The organism is Streptomyces spinosisporus, assembly GCF_022698145.1.
Lineage (GTDB): Bacteria > Actinomycetota > Actinomycetes > Streptomycetales > Streptomycetaceae > Streptomyces > Streptomyces spinosisporus.
In genome coordinates, this window is record NZ_JALDAX010000017.1 from 30,066 (window position 1) to 44,506 (window position 14,441).

General features: G+C 70.7%; 16 protein-coding genes and 1 riboswitch. Of the genes, 7 read left to right on the forward strand and 9 right to left on the reverse strand.

Going from position 1 to position 14,441, the window contains the following annotated elements; translation table 11 throughout:
• Position 1: 1 nt before the first annotated feature.
• The 3 genes from macS (at position 2) to MQN93_RS33915 (ending at position 3,039) form a co-directional block, all read left to right on the forward strand.
• Positions 2-1,216, forward strand: a complete 1,215-nt coding sequence (gene macS, locus MQN93_RS33905) for a MacS family sensor histidine kinase (RefSeq protein ID WP_308404483.1) — start codon at positions 2-4, stop codon at positions 1,214-1,216.
• Positions 1,213-1,890, forward strand: coding sequence for a response regulator (locus tag MQN93_RS33910; protein ID WP_016435814.1), 678 nt, complete (start codon positions 1,213-1,215; stop codon positions 1,888-1,890). Before macS ends, MQN93_RS33910 begins: the two co-directional genes overlap by 4 nt.
• Before the next feature lie 120 nt (positions 1,891-2,010).
• Positions 2,011-3,039 carry a 6-phosphofructokinase gene (locus tag MQN93_RS33915; protein WP_016435815.1) on the forward strand — a complete coding sequence of 343 codons (1,029 nt, stop codon included), beginning with the start codon at positions 2,011-2,013 and terminating at the stop codon, positions 3,037-3,039.
• 46 nt (positions 3,040-3,085) lie between these two features.
• Here MQN93_RS33915 and MQN93_RS33920 read toward each other — a convergent pair whose 3' ends face one another.
• Both MQN93_RS33920 and MQN93_RS44430 read right to left on the reverse strand, forming a co-directional pair.
• Positions 3,086-4,942: an anthranilate synthase family protein gene (locus MQN93_RS33920; RefSeq protein WP_242712538.1), complete on the reverse strand. Its 1,857-nt coding sequence runs from the start codon at positions 4,940-4,942 to the stop codon at positions 3,086-3,088.
• Between the two features lie 114 nt (positions 4,943-5,056).
• The gene (locus tag MQN93_RS44430) at positions 5,057-5,113 is read right to left on the reverse strand and encodes a trp operon leader peptide (protein WP_078516689.1); all 57 of its coding nucleotides are present in this window, start codon (positions 5,111-5,113) and stop codon (positions 5,057-5,059) included.
• Positions 5,114-5,209: 96 nt separating this feature from the next.
• Between MQN93_RS44430 and MQN93_RS33925 the strand changes: the two genes are divergently transcribed.
• Positions 5,210-6,562, forward strand: a complete 1,353-nt coding sequence (locus MQN93_RS33925; protein ID WP_242712539.1) for a class II 3-deoxy-7-phosphoheptulonate synthase — start codon at positions 5,210-5,212, stop codon at positions 6,560-6,562.
• A 148-nt stretch (positions 6,563-6,710) separates the two neighbouring features.
• On the forward strand, positions 6,711-6,944 hold the full coding sequence (locus MQN93_RS33930; protein WP_037782556.1) for a (2Fe-2S)-binding protein: 234 nt from the start codon (positions 6,711-6,713) through the stop codon (positions 6,942-6,944).
• A gap of 7 nt (positions 6,945-6,951) precedes the next feature.
• On the opposite strand, the gene bfr is transcribed toward MQN93_RS33930, so the two are convergent.
• Positions 6,952-7,431: a bacterioferritin gene (gene bfr, locus MQN93_RS33935; RefSeq protein WP_242712540.1), complete on the reverse strand. Its 480-nt coding sequence runs from the start codon at positions 7,429-7,431 to the stop codon at positions 6,952-6,954.
• 173 nt (positions 7,432-7,604) lie between these two features.
• Here bfr and MQN93_RS33940 point away from each other — a divergent pair, with 173 nt between their 5' ends.
• Positions 7,605-8,252, forward strand: coding sequence for a sulfite oxidase-like oxidoreductase (locus MQN93_RS33940; RefSeq protein WP_242712541.1), 648 nt, complete (start codon positions 7,605-7,607; stop codon positions 8,250-8,252).
• 27 nt (positions 8,253-8,279) lie between these two features.
• Here MQN93_RS33940 and MQN93_RS33945 read toward each other — a convergent pair whose 3' ends face one another.
• From MQN93_RS33945 to thiO, 6 genes are all read right to left on the reverse strand, one after another.
• On the reverse strand, positions 8,280-8,753 hold the full coding sequence (locus MQN93_RS33945; RefSeq protein WP_016435821.1) for a DUF4396 domain-containing protein: 474 nt from the start codon (positions 8,751-8,753) through the stop codon (positions 8,280-8,282).
• Positions 8,754-8,808: 55 nt separating this feature from the next.
• Entirely contained in the window at positions 8,809-9,699 is an 891-nt protein-coding gene (locus MQN93_RS33950) for a deoxyribonuclease IV (RefSeq protein ID WP_242712542.1), read from the reverse strand.
• Positions 9,700-9,733: 34 nt separating this feature from the next.
• Positions 9,734-11,665, reverse strand: a complete 1,932-nt coding sequence (gene pknB / locus MQN93_RS33955; RefSeq protein ID WP_242712543.1) for a Stk1 family PASTA domain-containing Ser/Thr kinase — start codon at positions 11,663-11,665, stop codon at positions 9,734-9,736.
• 119 nt (positions 11,666-11,784) lie between these two features.
• Positions 11,785-12,579 (reverse strand): thiazole synthase, encoded by a 795-nt coding sequence (locus MQN93_RS33960; RefSeq protein ID WP_016435824.1) that lies wholly within the window; start codon positions 12,577-12,579, stop codon positions 11,785-11,787.
• Between the two features lie 3 nt (positions 12,580-12,582).
• On the reverse strand, positions 12,583-12,783 hold the full coding sequence (thiS, locus tag MQN93_RS33965; RefSeq protein WP_242712544.1) for a sulfur carrier protein ThiS: 201 nt from the start codon (positions 12,781-12,783) through the stop codon (positions 12,583-12,585).
• Complete coding sequence (gene thiO / locus MQN93_RS33970) at positions 12,780-13,934, reverse strand: glycine oxidase ThiO (protein ID WP_242712545.1); 1,155 nt, start codon at positions 13,932-13,934, stop codon at positions 12,780-12,782. The genes thiS and thiO overlap by 4 nt, the downstream gene beginning before the upstream one ends.
• Positions 13,932-14,043: riboswitch (TPP riboswitch) on the reverse strand. It overlaps the preceding gene by 3 nt.
• A 53-nt stretch (positions 14,044-14,096) precedes the next feature.
• Here thiO and MQN93_RS33975 point away from each other — a divergent pair.
• Positions 14,097-14,438: an avidin-fold protein gene (locus tag MQN93_RS33975; RefSeq protein WP_016435827.1), complete on the forward strand. Its 342-nt coding sequence runs from the start codon at positions 14,097-14,099 to the stop codon at positions 14,436-14,438.
• Positions 14,439-14,441 lie beyond the last annotated feature (3 nt).

Sequence of the window (14,441 nt, forward strand, 5' to 3'; positions counted from 1 at the left end):
AGTGGCCAAGCGCGAGAGAGTCATGAGGATGTCGGTCGAGCAGCCGCTGTGGCGTGCGCTCACCGCATACCGGGTGCTCACGATGCTGTACGCGGTCGGCCTGTTCGCCACCGCCTACGACGAGTACGACCGCCCGGACGTCGCCGTCGTCTACTTCGTCGTCCTGTTCGTCTGGACGCTCGCCACCCTGCCCCGCGTCCAGAACGCGGCCGCCTGCACCAAGCGCTTCCTCGCCGTCGACCTCGCCGTCGCGCTCACCGGCATCCTGCTCACCCCGATCGCCGTCAACGACCAGCACATCGAGAGCGGCGGCCCCACCCTGCCGTCGATATGGACCGCCGGCTCCGTCCTCGCGTACGCGATCAAGGGTGGCTGGCGCTGGGCGGCCTTCGCCTCCACGCCGGTCGCGGTCGCCAACCTGATCGAGCGCGGCGCCCCCGCCCGCGACACCGTCCACAACGTGATCCTCGTCTGGGTCGCCTCCATCGCCATCGGCTACGTCGTCGAGGTCGCCCGCGCCTCCGAGCGCACCCTCGCCCGGGCCCTGGAGATCGAGGCCGCGACGCGGGAACGGGAGCGGCTGGCCCGGGACATCCACGACGGCGTCCTGCAGGTGCTCGCCATGGTGCAGCGCCGTGGCCTGGTGATCGGCGGGGAGGCCGCCGAGCTCGGGCGGATGGCGGGCGAGCAGGAGGTCGCGCTGCGCACCCTGGTCTCCGGCGGCCTGGTCCCCCTCTCCCGGGCCTCGGAGGACGCGGCCGAAGGCGCGGTCGTACGCGCCGTGGAGGAGCCCTCCCACGACGAGAACGGCCCGGTGGACCTGCGCGCACTCATCGCCCCGTACGCGGCGGCGAAGGTCAGCTTCGCCGAGCCGGGCGCCCCCGTGCTGCTGCCCGGCCCGGCCGCGAAGGAGATCGCCGCGGCCGTCGGCGCCGCCCTGGACAACGTCCACAAGCACGCCGGTGAGCACGCGCGCGCGTGGATCCTCGTCGAGGACGAGCCCGACGAGGTCGTGGTGTCCGTACGGGACGACGGCCCCGGCATCCCGGACGGGCGGCTCGCGCAGGCCGAGGGCGAGGGACGGCTCGGGGTCGCCCTGTCGATCCGGGGCAGGCTGCGCGAACTAGGCGGCAGCGCCGAGCTGATCTCGACTCCGGGGCAGGGCACGGAGGTCGAGCTGAAAGTACCCAAGGACGCGAAGGCGGGGCACCGATGAGTGAGCAGCGGGACACGATCAAGGTCATGGTGGTTGACGACCACCCCATGTGGCGCGACGCCGTCGCCCGCGACCTGACCGAGTCCGGCTTCGACGTGGTCGCCACCGCGGGCGACGGCGAGCAGGCCGTGCGCCGCGCCAAGGCCGCCGCCCCCGACGTCCTCGTGCTCGACCTCAACCTGCCCGCCAAGCCCGGTGTCCAGGTCTGCAAGGAACTCGTCGGCCACAACCCGGCCCTGCGCGTCCTGGTGCTGTCCGCGAGCGGTGAGCACGCCGACGTCCTGGAGGCGGTGAAGTCCGGGGCCACCGGCTATCTGCTGAAGTCGGCGTCGACCGGTGAACTGCTCGACGCGGTGCGCCGTACGGCCGTCGGCGACCCGGTGTTCACGCCGGGCCTGGCCGGTCTGGTCCTCGGCGAGTACCGCCGCCTGGCCTCCGAGCCCGCGCCCTCCTCCGACCCCGACGAGCCCAGGGCACCCCAGCTCACCGACCGCGAGACCGAGGTGCTGCGCCTGGTCGCCAAGGGTCTGAGCTACAAGCAGATCGCCGATCGTCTGGTCATCTCCCACCGCACGGTCCAGAACCACGTCCAGAACACCCTCGGCAAGCTCCAGCTGCACAACAGGGTGGAACTGGTGCGGTACGCGATCGAGCGAGGACTGGACGACGAGTAGACGACGAGTAAAGGCAGCGCCCCACAGTTCACCGGAATTGCCCTTCCCGCCCATCCCTCTGTGACGCGGCTCACCATTAGCGTGGCTGTCACCAGGCAACCGCGGCGAAGGGACTTTTCCATGCGGGTCGGAGTACTGACCGGAGGCGGCGACTGCCCCGGGCTCAACGCCGTCATCCGGGGCATCGTCCGCAAGGGCGTGCAGGAGTACGGCTATGACTTCGTCGGCTTCCGGGACGGCTGGCGCGGTCCACTGGAGTGCGACACGGTACGCCTCGACATCCCCGCCGTGCGCGGCATCCTGCCCCGCGGCGGCACCATCCTCGGTTCTTCGCGCACCAATCCGCTCAAGCAGGACAACGGCATCCGGCGCATCAAGGAGAACCTCGCCAAGCTGGAGGTCGAGGCGCTCATCGCCATCGGCGGCGAGGACACCCTGGGCGTCGCCGCGACCCTGACCGACGAGTACGGCATCCCCGTCGTCGGCGTACCGAAGACCATCGACAACGACCTGTCCGCCACCGACTACACCTTCGGCTTCGACACCGCGGTCGGCATCGCCACGGAGGCCATCGACCGGCTGCACACCACCGCCGAGTCGCACATGCGCGTCCTGGTCTGCGAGGTGATGGGCCGTCACGCCGGCTGGATCGCCCTGCACTCCGGGCTCGCCGGCGGCGCCAACGTCATCCTCATCCCCGAGCAGCGCTTCGACGTCGACCAGGTCTGCGCCTGGATCACCTCCCGCTTCAGGTCCTCGTACGCCCCGATCGTGGTCGTCGCCGAGGGCGCCATGCCCAAGGACGGCGACATGGTGCTCAAGGACCAGTCGCTGGACTCCTTCGGGCACGTCCGGCTGTCCGGCGTCGGCGAGTGGCTGGCCAAGGAGATCGAGAAGCGCACGGGCAAGGAGGCCCGTACGACGGTCCTCGGACACATCCAGCGCGGCGGCACCCCGAGCGCCTTCGACCGCTGGCTCGCCACCCGCTTCGGCCTGCACGCCATCGAGGCCGTCCGTGACGGCGACTTCGGCAAGATGGTCTCCCTGCAGGGCACCGACATCGTCCGCGTCCCGATCGGGGACGCGACGGCCAAGCTGAAGACGGTCGACCCGAAGCTGTACGAGGAGGTCGGGGTCTTCTTCGGCTGACGCGCCCCCCAGCCGTACGTCCGGGGGCGGCAGCGCCCCCGGACGACTACACCGTCGTGTTGCGCAGCTGAGCGATCAACTCCCGTACGACCGCCGCGCCGTTGAGGGTCAGGACCGACTCCGGGTGGAACTGCACACCGGCGAATCCCGGACCGCGTAGCGCGTGCACCTCGTGCGACGCGCTCCGGCTGACCTCCACGCCGTGCGCGGCCAGTTCGGTGAGCGCCTCCTCGTCGCAGCGCGCCACGAAGCTGTTGTAGAAGCCGACAGTCTCGGTGCGTCCGAACAGGTCGATCGCGGTCTGCGCGCCCTGGTACGGCACCTCCTTGCGCACGATCTCCAGGCCCAGTTCGGCCGCGATCAGCTCATGGCCCAGGCAGACGCCGAGGACGCCGTGCCGGTGGCTGCGGATCACCTCGGCGGTCAGTTCGCGCAGCAATCGCATCTTGGTGTCATCCAGGTCGGACGGATCACCGGGGCCGGGGCCGAGCACGAGGGGCCCCTCGTGCGCGAGCACGGCGTCCCGCAGTCCGGGCTCGTCGTAGCGCCGGACGCTCACGTCGAGGCCGCTCGACCGCAGCACATGCGCGAGCATCGCCGTGAAGGTGTCCTCCCCGTCGACCACCAGGGCGTGCCCGTCGAGCTCGGCGGACCGCTCCTGCATCCGCAGCCAGAAGGGGGCGAGCGAGGCCCGGCGTCCGTCGAGCGCGGCACGCACGCGTGGGTCGTCGGCGAGGCGCACGCGCGCGTGCTCACCACGCGGCCGCGCCGGACGCACCCCCAGGGCCGCCAGTACGCCCGCCGCCTTCGCGTGCGTCTCCGCGACCTCGCCCGCCGGGTCCGAGCCGCGCACCAGGGTGGCGCCGACCGGAACGCGCAGCCGCCCGTCGCCCGCGATGTCGGCGGTGCGGATCAGGATGGGGGAGTCGAGGGTCTGGGCACCGCCGGAGTCCCGGCCGAGCAGGGCGAGGGCGCCCGCGTAGTAGCCGCGCCCGCCGACCTCGTGGCGCTCGATGACCCGGCAGGCGTTCTGCACGGGCGAGCCGGTGACGGTCGCCGCGAACATGGTCTCCTTGAGCACCTCGCGCACATCCAGCGAGGACTTCCCCCGCAACTCGTACTCGGTGTGCGCGAGATGGGCCATCTCCTTCAGCCGCGGTCCGACCACGACCCCGCCCATGTCGCCGACCGTGCACATCATCTTCAGTTCCTCGTCGACGACCATCGACAACTCCTCGATCTCCTTGCCGTCGGCGAGGAAGCCGAGCAGATGCTCCGGGGTCGGGCCCTCGGCGGGGTAGCGGTACGTCCCGCTGATCGGGTTCATGACGACCGTGCCGCCCGACATCCGCACATGGACCTCGGGGCTCGCCCCGACCAGCGTCCTTTCCCCGGTGTGCACGACGAACGTCCAGTACGCCCCCCGTTCCCCCACGAGCAGCCGCCTGAACAGCGCGAGGGCGTCCCTGCGTGAGAAGCCGGGGATCTCGCCCTCGTACGTCCGCCGGATCACGAAGTTCGCGCCCTCGCCCCGCCCGATCTCCTCGCGCAGCACCCGCCCGACGATCTCGGCGTACTCCTCGTCCCCGACGTCGAACCCGCCGCCCTCGACCCGTACGTCCTCGTCCGGGAGCTGCGCGAGCACGTCGTCGAGCGGGATCCCGTACGACTCCTCGGGGGTGAGGAAGGCGAGCGGTGTGCCGTCGTCGCGGACGTCGAAGCCGCGCTCGCGGATCTGGCGGAAGGGGACCAGGGCGAGACCCTCGTCGGGGAGGTCGGCGAGGCGGTCGTAGGTGCCGACCGGGCCGAGGAGCAGTTCGACGGTGTCCCCGTCATGGCCCGGGGCGCGGCGCCGCAGCAGGGCGAAGGGCCTCGGGTCGTGCAGCAGGTCCAGCAGTTTCATGGGTCCGGGTTCCTTCTCGGTCGGCGACGACATCGTCGTCAGGGAGAGGAACGACCCCGGGAACACCGAAGGCCGCCCCTCGGGCGGCCTTCGCGAAGTCTTTCGTACGCGCAGTCAGCGGGCCGCCGGATGAGCGGTCCACCACCAGTTCTGGGTCGAATGCGCGAACATGCCAGGCACCCTACCGCATGTCCGGCAGCCGTACCCCGTGTCTCAATTGCTGGGCATGGGGCAGGACGCCCGACACGACCCCGTAGTGTTGAGGTCGTGACCGTGAACGCTAAGACCAGCGCGAGTGCTGGCAACACCTGGCGAAATCTGCCCGCGGCGCAGCAGCCCGAGTACCCCGACACCGAGGCTCTGCGCGCAGTGATCGCGGACCTCGAGTCGTATCCGCCGCTCGTCTTCGCGGGCGAGTGCGACCAGCTGCGCGCCCGGATGGCGGCCGTCGCCAAGGGAGAGGCGTTCCTCCTCCAGGGCGGCGACTGCGCCGAGGCCTTCGACGCGGTGTCCGCCGATCACATCCGCAACAAGCTCAAGACCCTGCTCCAGATGGGCGCCGTGCTGACGTACGCCGCCTCGGTGCCGGTCGTGAAGGTCGGCCGGATCGCCGGCCAGTACTCCAAGCCGCGCTCCAAGAGCACCGAGACCCGCGACGGCGTGACGCTCCCGACCTACCGCGGCGACTCGGTCAACGGCTTCGACTTCAACGAGGCGGCCCGCGTACCGGACCCCGAGCGCCTGAAGCGGATGTACAACGCCTCGGCCTCCACGCTCAACCTGGTGCGCGCCTTCACCACCGGCGGCTACGCCGACCTGCGCCAGGTGCACGCCTGGAACCAGGACTTCGTGAAGTCGTCCCCCTCCGGCCAGCGCTACGAGCAGCTGGCGCGGGAGATCGACCAGGCGCTGAACTTCATGCACGCCTGCGGGGCCGACCCGGAGGAGTTCAAGACGGTCGAGTTCTACTCCTCGCACGAGGCGCTGCTGCTGGACTACGAGTCGGCGCTGACCCGTGTCGACTCCCGCACCGGGCAGCTCTACGACGTCTCCGGGCACATGGTGTGGATCGGTGAGCGCACCCGGCAGCTGGACGGCGCGCACATCGAGTTCGCCTCGCGGATCCGCAACCCGATCGGCATCAAGCTCGGCCCGACCACGACGGCCGAGGAGGCGCTGCAGTACATCGAGCGCCTGGACCCGGAGCGCGAGCCGGGCCGGCTGACCTTCATCGTCCGGATGGGCGCGGACAAGATCCGCGACAAGCTCCCCGAGCTGGTCGAGAAGGTCACCGCCTCCGGTGCCACGGTGGCCTGGGTGACCGACCCGATGCACGGCAACACCTTCGAGGCGGCCTCCGGCCACAAGACCCGCCGCTTCGACGACGTGCTCGACGAGGTCAAGGGCTTCTTCGAGGTCCACAAGGGCCTCGGCACCCACCCGGGCGGCATCCATGTCGAGCTCACCGGTGACGACGTCACCGAGTGCGTGGGCGGCGGCGACGAGATCTTCGTCGACGATCTGCACCAGCGCTACGAGACGGCCTGCGACCCGCGGCTGAACCGCAGCCAGTCGCTCGACCTGGCGTTCCTCGTCGCGGAGATGTACCGCGACCAGTGACGGCTTCGCCGTCGCACAGGCGGTGAGTGGGGCGCGGATCACATCCGATCCGCGCCCCTCCGCACTTTTGCGGACTCTGTGCGACGGGTAAGGTTAGGTTAGCCTCACCGATCATCGGGACGGCAAGACTGATCGATCCCGTCGGGAGGTGAACCGCGTGTACGTCTGCAGTTGCTTCGGTATCACTGAGCAGCAGGTCAAAAAGCACGCGGAGAACGGCGCCTGCACCCCACGCCAGGTGGCTTCCGCCTGCAAGGCGGGCACGGACTGCGGTTCGTGCGTGCGCCGCATCCAGGCGATCCTGGGTCGAGGGGAGTGCCCCCGCCGTGAACTCGCCGACCAGGGCAAGCCGGTCCTGAGCGCGCTGGACGAGGCCGCCTAGCAGTCGCTCAGCTCTCCGGCTGCTCGATCAGCTGGGCGATGTAGAGCGCGTCGCCGAGCTTCTCCACCAGTTCCAGCTGGGTGTCGAGATAGTCGATGTGATGCTCCTCGTCCTCCAGGATGGACTCGAAGATGTTGGCGGACGTGATGTCGCCCTTCTCGCGCATCACCTTGATGCCCCGCCTCAGCCGGTCGATGGCCTCGACCTCGATCATGCGGTCGGCCTCGAACATCTCCTTGACGCTCTGCCCGACCCGCACATGGAAGAGCCGCTGGTAGTTCGGCAGCCCCTCCAGGAAGAGGATGCGGTCGGTGAGCACCTCCGCGTGCTTCATCTCGTCGAAGGACTCGTGACGGGTGTACTTCGCGAGCTTCGTCCAGCCGAAGTTCTCCTGCATCTTCGCGTGCAGGAAGTACTGGTTGATCGCGGTCAGCTCGCCGGTGAGCTGCTCGTTGAGGAATTCGATGACCTCGGGGTCGCCCTGCATCGCGCGGGCTCCTTCCAAGCGGGGGGACTGGCAGGTTGCGCCGCATGATTGCACCGGGAAACAAGATCGTCCAGTAAGTCTTCACTTAGTAAGTAAGTGCAGGCTTAGTCGTAATTGCCCGTGTTTGCGGGGGCCGGTCAAGGGCATCGCTCCCGGTCTGTCAGGATGGAGACATGGGTCAGCCGGCGGAGCGTGAATCGGGAGAACGCGATTCGGGAAGAGCAGCACAGCCCGAGCTTCCGCCGGGGCAGCGGCTGCAGCGCGGCTGGCCGGTCACGCATTACGGGCCCGTTCCCAAATTCCGCCCGGAGCGCTGGGAGTTCAGGGTCTTCGGCGCGACCGCGGACAACGAGAAGCACTGCTGGACCCATGAGGAGTTCGCGGCCCTGCCGTACACCACGGTGCTGGCCGATCTGCACTGCGTGACGAAATTCAGCATGCTCGGCGCCGAGTGGGGCGGCATTCCGGCTCGTACGATCCTGCAGATCGCGCCGCCCGCTCCGGCGGTCACCCATGTGATGGTGTGGGCCGAATACGGATTCAGTTCGAATCTGCGCCTCGCCGACTTCGCGTCCGCGCGGACCATCTTCGCCACCCACAAGGACGGCGAGCTGCTGACGGCGGAACACGGCTTCCCGCTCCGTCTCGTCGTGCCCCATCTCTACGCCTGGAAGGGCCCCAAGTGGGTGCGCGGCGTGGAGTACATGACCGCCGACCGTCGCGGCTTCTGGGAGGAGCGCGGCTATCACAACGTCGGCGACCCGTGGCGGGAGCAGCGCTACTCCTACCAGGAGGAGCCCGGGGAGGGCCCCGAGCTCTGACTCCCGGTCGGCTCCCGGCCCAAGCGGTCAGTGGTGGTACGCGTGCACCACTGCGTGGCCCTTGCCGCGGCCGATCATCCACTTGTTGACGGGTGTCGTCACGACGAAGGCGAGCGCGAGCGAGATTGCGAGCGAGACCCAGAACAGCAGGTCGGCCAGCTCGGCGTCCATCGCGTCCGGCCACAGCACGATCACGCCGTTGTCGATCAGTTCCATCACGGCGATGGACAGGGTGTCCGCGGCCAGCGCGACCCGCACGGCCGTACGGAAGCCGACGCCGGCCCGCAGTACCCCGCGCAGGGTGAGCGAGTAGCCGAAGAAGAACGCGAGCACGACGGCGAGGACCGTGGTCGCGAGGTTGCCCCAGCCCAGGGCGGTGCCGATCACCATGCCCAGCACCTCGCCGATGGCACAGCCCGTGAGGCAGTGGAGGGTCGCCTGGGCGGCCATGCTCCAGGTGGCGGCGGCCGGGTGGTGGTGTGCGTGTGCCTCGTGCTGCATGAGTGCCCCCTACGTCAGGTCGCGGTTCCTGCACCCGGCCTCAACCGTATACCCCCTAGGGGTATTCCTGTACGGGCGACGAGTCACGCAGTCTCTTCAGCCGCTCCACGTCCGCCGCGTGCCCCTCCTTGCCGCCGGGCGTCTCGATGACGAGCGGTACGCCCTCGGTCGCGGGGTGCGTCATCAGGGCCCGGAACGGGTCCTCGCCGATATGACCCGAGCCGATGTTCTCGTGCCGGTCCTTGTGCGCGCCGACGACGTCCTTGGAGTCGTTGGCGTGGATCAGCTTCAGCCGGCCCTCGCCGACCGTGTCCACCAGCAGATCCAGCGTCTGGTGCATGCCGCTCGGCCCGGTCAGATCGTGCCCGGCCGCGAAGACGTGACAGGTGTCCAGACAGACACCCAGCTTCGGATGGGCGTCCAGCGCCTCGAAGTACGGCCCGAAGTCCCATGTGCGCGAGCAGAGCGAGGCGCCCTGCCCGGCCGTCGACTCCAGCAGCAGGAACGGGTCGTCGTCGTGCGTGAGCTCGTCGAGCAGCGGCAGCAGATGCTCGCGTACCTGCTTGAGCGCCACGGAGCGGTCCCGGCCGCCGGTCGCGCTGCCGGTGTGCACGACCACGCCCAGCGCCCCGATCTCCCGCCCGCGCCGCAGCGAGTGCCGCATCGAGTCGACCGACCGCTCGACGGTCGCCTCGGTGTGGGAGCCGAAGTTGATCAGATACGGGGCATGGACGTACGCCGGGATCGACTCGGCCTCGCACACCGCCCGGAACTCCTCGTCCTGCCGCGGATTGCCGGCGGGCGTGGCCCAGCCGCGCGGATTGGCGACGAAGACCTGCACGGTCTCGGCCTTGAGGTCATGGGCGTAGGACAGGCCGACGGAGCGAAGACCGCCGGCCACGGGGACATGGCCGCCGACGGGGTTGCGGGACTGCTGACTCTTCACCGGGCCAGGGTGTCACGCGGTGCGCCGCGCTCCCTCACCGGATCTTGATGGTGATGGTCGACCCCTTGGGCGCCTGCTCCCCGCCCTTCACGGACTGGCCCTTGACGGTGTCGCCGAACAGGCCCAGCAGGCCGCGGTCCTCGTCGACCTTGAAGCCGGCGTCCTCCAGCGTCCGCTTGGCGTCGTCGACGTTGTCACCGGTGACGTCCGGGACCTCGATCATCTCCGGGCCCTTGGACAGGGTCAGCGTGACCGTGTCCCCTTCGGCGGCCTGGCTGTCGGCCTTGGGTGACTGCGTGGCGACCTGGCCCTTGTCGAACTCCGAGTTGACCCGGCCGGGGGCGATCTTCACCGCCAGGCCCGCATCCTCCAGATCGGCCCGCGCGTCCTCCGGGTCCTCGCCGGTGACGTCCGGGACGTCCACCGGGCTGCCCTTGCTGACGAGCAGCGCGATCGCCGAACCCGCGTGCCGCTTGGTGCCCGCCTCCGGGTCCGTGGAGATCACGGAGCCCTTGTCGACGTCGTCGCTGAACTGGCGGGTGACCATGCCCGGCTCGAGGGCTGCCTTCTTCAGCTGAGCCCTGGCCGCCGCAAGTGACCGGCCCTCCAGATCCGGCACCCGAACGGTCTCCGGGCCGTCGGAGATGGTGAGCGTCACCGACGCGTTGTCACGGATACGGGTGCCCGGTTCGGGGTCCGAGCTGATGACCGTGCCCCGCTTCACCGTGTCGCTGTAGGCGTGCTTGACCGTCCCGAGGTCCAGTCCGGCGTCGTCGAGCTGCTCGCGGGCCTCGGCCTGGGTCTTCGCCAGCACCGGCGGGACCTTGGTGAACTGACCGGAGTTGATGTACCACACGCCCGCACCGACCCCGAGGAGCAGCAGGACGGCGACGACGAGCGCGAGCGGACCGCGCCGCACACCCGTGCCGCGGCGGCGCGGCGGCAGCGGCGGCGGGGTCTCCAGCACGCTGGTGTGATGCAGCTCCTGCCGGCTCTCGTCCTCGTTGACCGGCAGCGGGCTCTGCACGTTCAGCGCGCGCGGGATGACGCTCGTACGGTCCTCGGAGATGTTGCGGTGCTCCGCGGCGAGCGCCTGCGGCGGCATCGCGTCCAGCTGCTCCACGCCGAGCCCGGCGCGCACGTCACGCGTGTGTGCCAGCAGCGCCACCGCGTCCTGCGGGCGCTGCCCGGGGTTGCGCGCGGTGGCCACCGCGACCAGTTCGTCCAGCGGGTACGCCAGTCCCGGCACGGCGGCCGAGGGCGGCGGGACGTCCTCGTGGATGTGCTTGTACAGGACGGTGGCCGGGGAGTCGCCGTTGTGCGGGCGCTCGCCGGTCAGCATCTCGTACAGGACGACACCGCAGGCGTACACGTCGACCCGGGGGTCGGCGATGCCGTGCTCGATCTGCTCCGGGGCGAGGTAGGAGACGGTGCCGAGGACGGTGCCCGTGGTGTTGGTGACCGTGTCCACGGACCGCACGAGCCCGAAGTCGGCGACCTTGACCCGGCCGTCGTCCCCTATCAGCACGTTCTCCGGCTTCATGTCCCGGTGCACGAACCCGGCGCGGTGCGCGGCGCCGAGCGCGGCGAGGACCGGCTCCAGGATGTCCAGGGCGGCGCGCGGCTGCAGCGCCCCGCGCTCGCGCAGCACGTCGCGCAGGGTGCACCCGGCGACGTACTCCATGGCGAGATAGACGTACGACCCGTCGGTGCCCTGGTCGAAGACCTGCACCACGTTCGGATGCGCCAGCCGGGCGACCGACTTCGCCTCCCGGATGAACCGCTCGACGAAGGTGACGTCGGCGGCGAGCGTCGGGTGCATCACCTTCAGCGCGAGCACGCGGTCGAGGCGGGTGTCCAGGGCCCGGTAGACCGTGGCCATCCCGCCGACCGCGATCCGCGCGTCCACGCGATAGCGCCCGTCGAGCACCTGCCCGACCAGAGGGTCCTGAAGGGTCGTATCCACGCAGGTGAGTGTACGAGCCGTGACTGACAGGGCCGTCCTTTCCTGCCGTATCGGGGCGGGACTGCAGCCGACCTGTGACGGACGTCCCACCCGTTCTCCACGGTTGTCGAACGTGCGTTTTAGAACGCGGGGCGCTCGGGGTCGAGGTGCGCGCGACCCTCGTGCGGCGAGGACGCCTCGGCGAAATGGCGGCGCGGGATACGGCCCGCCCGATACGCGAGGCGGCCCGCCTCCACCGCGTGCCGCATGGCCTCGGCCATCAGCTGCGGCTGCTGCGCGCGGGTCACGGCCGAGGCGAGCATCACACCCGCGCACCCCAGCTCCATCGCGAGCGCCGCGTCCGACGCCGTGCCCGCGCCCGCGTCCAAAATCACCGGTACGCGCGCGTGCTCGGTGATCAGCTGGAAGTTGTGCGGGTTGCGGATGCCGAGACCGGAACCGATGGGCGAGCCGAGCGGCATGATCGCCGCGCAGCCCACGTCCTGCAGCTTCCGGGCGAGCACGGGGTCGTCGTTGGTGTACGGCAGCACCGTGAAGCCGTCGTCGACCAGCGTCTCGGCCGCCTCCAGCAGCTCGATCGGGTCGGGCAGGAGGGTGCGCTCGTCGGCGATCACTTCGAGTTTGACCAGGTCGGTGCCGAGCGCCTCGCGCGCGAGGCGGGCGGTCAGCACGGCCTCGCCGGCCGTGAAGCAGCCGGCCGTGTTCGGCAGCACCCGGATGTCGAGCCTCTCCAGGACGGACAGGACGGATCCGTGCACCGAGGGGTCCACGCGCCGCATCGCGACCGTCGTCAGCTCCGTGCCGGACGCCACCAGGGCCCGCTCCAGCACGTCGAGGCTGGGGGCCCCGCCGGTGCCCATGATCAGACGGGACGTGAAGGACGTACCGCCGATGACGAAGGGGTCGTCGGCCATGGGTCAGCCTCCTTGGACGGCGGTGAGGACCTCGACGCGGTCCCCCTCACGGAGGGGCGTCGACGACCACTGCGCGCGCGGGACGACGGTTTCGTTGAGGGCGGCGGCGACCCCGGAGGGGGCCGGGGTCAGCGTCTTCACGACGGTGTCGAGAGCCGTGCCGTCGGCGATGCGGCGGGGCTCTCCGTTGACGGAGATGTTCATACGGGCTGCTCCACGCGCGCGAAGCGCCTCGGGGTGAACGGACGGGCCTCGTCGGTGAGTTCGCCGGTGGCGAGGACGTGCGCCATGGCGTCGCCGGTGACCGGGGTGAGCAGCACGCCGTTGCGGTAGTGCCCGGTGGCCAGCAGCAGACCGGGCAGCTCGGTCGGGCCGAGCAGCGGAGCGTTGTCGGGGGAGCCGGGGCGCAGTCCCGCCCGCGTCTCCGTCAGCGGCAGCTCGGTGAGGCCGGGCACCAGCTCGTGGGCGTCGCGCAGCAGCTCGTACACCCCTCCCGCGGTGACCGTGGTGTCCCAGCCGAGCTCCTCGGTGGTCGCGCCGATCACCAGCTCGCCGTTCTCGCGCGGCACCAGATAGACCTGGCTGCCGCGCACCACGGCGCGCACGGTACGGCTCAGGAAGGGCGCGAGACGCCGCGGCACGGTCAGCCGCAGCACCTGCCCCTTGACCGGCCGCACCGGCGGCAGCACGTCGTCCGGGACCCCCGGCAGCCGCCCGCTGTGGCTGCCGGCGGCCAGCACCACCTGGCCCGCGCCCAGCTCGGTGCCGTCCGCCGTGGTGACCCCGGCGGCCCGCTCACCTGCGACCCGGAAGCGCTCGGCCCACGCGCGGTGGAAGACCACGCCCGCCCGCTCGCACGCGAGCACCAGCGCGCGTGCCAGGCGCCGCGGGTCGATCTGGTGGTCGCCGTCGACGCGGAGACCGCCGCGCACGCCCGGCGCGAGCATCGGCTCCAGACGTCGGCAGTCGCGGCCCGACAGCCACTGCGACTCAAGGCCCGACTGCTGCTGCAGGGCGTGCAGTTCACGCAGATGGGCCCGGTCGTCGGCGTCCAGCGCGACGGCCAGCGTGCCGCAGCGGCGGTAGCCGAGATCCTGGCCGGAGACGTCGGTCAGCTCGGCTGCGAAGTCCGGATAGCGGCGGGCCGAGGCGAGGTTCAGGCCGAGCAGGGTCTGCTCGCCGTGGTGCAGCTCCGTGACCGCGGCGAGCATGCCCGCGGCCACCTGTGCGGCGCCGCCGCCCGGCTCGGGGTCCACGACGGCCGTGGCGAGCCCGCGCTGCGCGGCGCGCCAGGCCGTGACGAGGCCGATGATCCCGCCCCCGATGACGAGGACGTCTGAGGTACGTGACGACATGGGCGTCCAGCCCCTCCCTTCGCCGGCATGACCCGGATCAGGTTCGTACGGTCGGAGGCCGCCAGCCTCCCTCTCAGCCCGGTGCGTCCGGGCTCCCGCGAGTGCTTGTACGTTGGCCACCCTAGCCCGACCCGCCGCGCCTCTGTAAGGGAGCCCACCGCCATGCCCGCCTCACTGGACGGTCTCGTCCTCGCCCCCGTCGCCGACCAGGCCCCAGGTCAGGTCGGCACCCGGACCCGGTTCACGTACCACGAGACGGACGGCGAGATCTGGGCCGAGTACGCGGGCGGGGACGTCGTGCGCGGACATCTGGTGGGCACGCGCGCGGGTGACCGGCTGGACTTCCGGTACGTGCAGCTCAAGCACGACGGGACGACGTCCTCCGGGCACTGCGTGTCCACGGTGGTCCTGCTGCCGGACGGGCGCGTGCGCCTGGAGGAGAGCTGGCAGTGGGAGTCGCAGACCGGCAGCGGGACCAGCGTTGTGGAGCAGGTCACTGAGTGAGCA

Bases quoted from the DNA above. Each gene is read 5' to 3' on its own strand.
- MQN93_RS33910 (WP_016435814.1), top strand. From the start codon at position 1,213: ATGAGTGAGCAGCGGGACACGATCAAGGTCATGGTGGTTGACGACCAC.
- MQN93_RS33915 (WP_016435815.1), top strand. From the start codon at position 2,011: ATGCGGGTCGGAGTACTGACCGGAGGCGGCGACTGCCCCGGGCTCAAC.
- MQN93_RS33920 (WP_242712538.1), bottom strand. From the start codon at position 4,942: ATGAAACTGCTGGACCTGCTGCACGACCCGAGGCCCTTCGCCCTGCTG.
- bfr (WP_242712540.1), bottom strand. From the start codon at position 7,431: ATGCAGGGCGACCCCGAGGTCATCGAATTCCTCAACGAGCAGCTCACC.
- MQN93_RS33940 (WP_242712541.1), top strand. From the start codon at position 7,605: ATGGGTCAGCCGGCGGAGCGTGAATCGGGAGAACGCGATTCGGGAAGA.
- MQN93_RS33945 (WP_016435821.1), bottom strand. From the start codon at position 8,753: ATGCAGCACGAGGCACACGCACACCACCACCCGGCCGCCGCCACCTGG.
- MQN93_RS33960 (WP_016435824.1), bottom strand. From the start codon at position 12,579: ATGGCCGACGACCCCTTCGTCATCGGCGGTACGTCCTTCACGTCCCGT.
- thiS (WP_242712544.1), bottom strand. From the start codon at position 12,783: ATGAACATCTCCGTCAACGGAGAGCCCCGCCGCATCGCCGACGGCACG.
- thiO (WP_242712545.1), bottom strand. From the start codon at position 13,934: ATGTCGTCACGTACCTCAGACGTCCTCGTCATCGGGGGCGGGATCATC.
- MQN93_RS33975 (WP_016435827.1), top strand. From the start codon at position 14,097: ATGCCCGCCTCACTGGACGGTCTCGTCCTCGCCCCCGTCGCCGACCAG.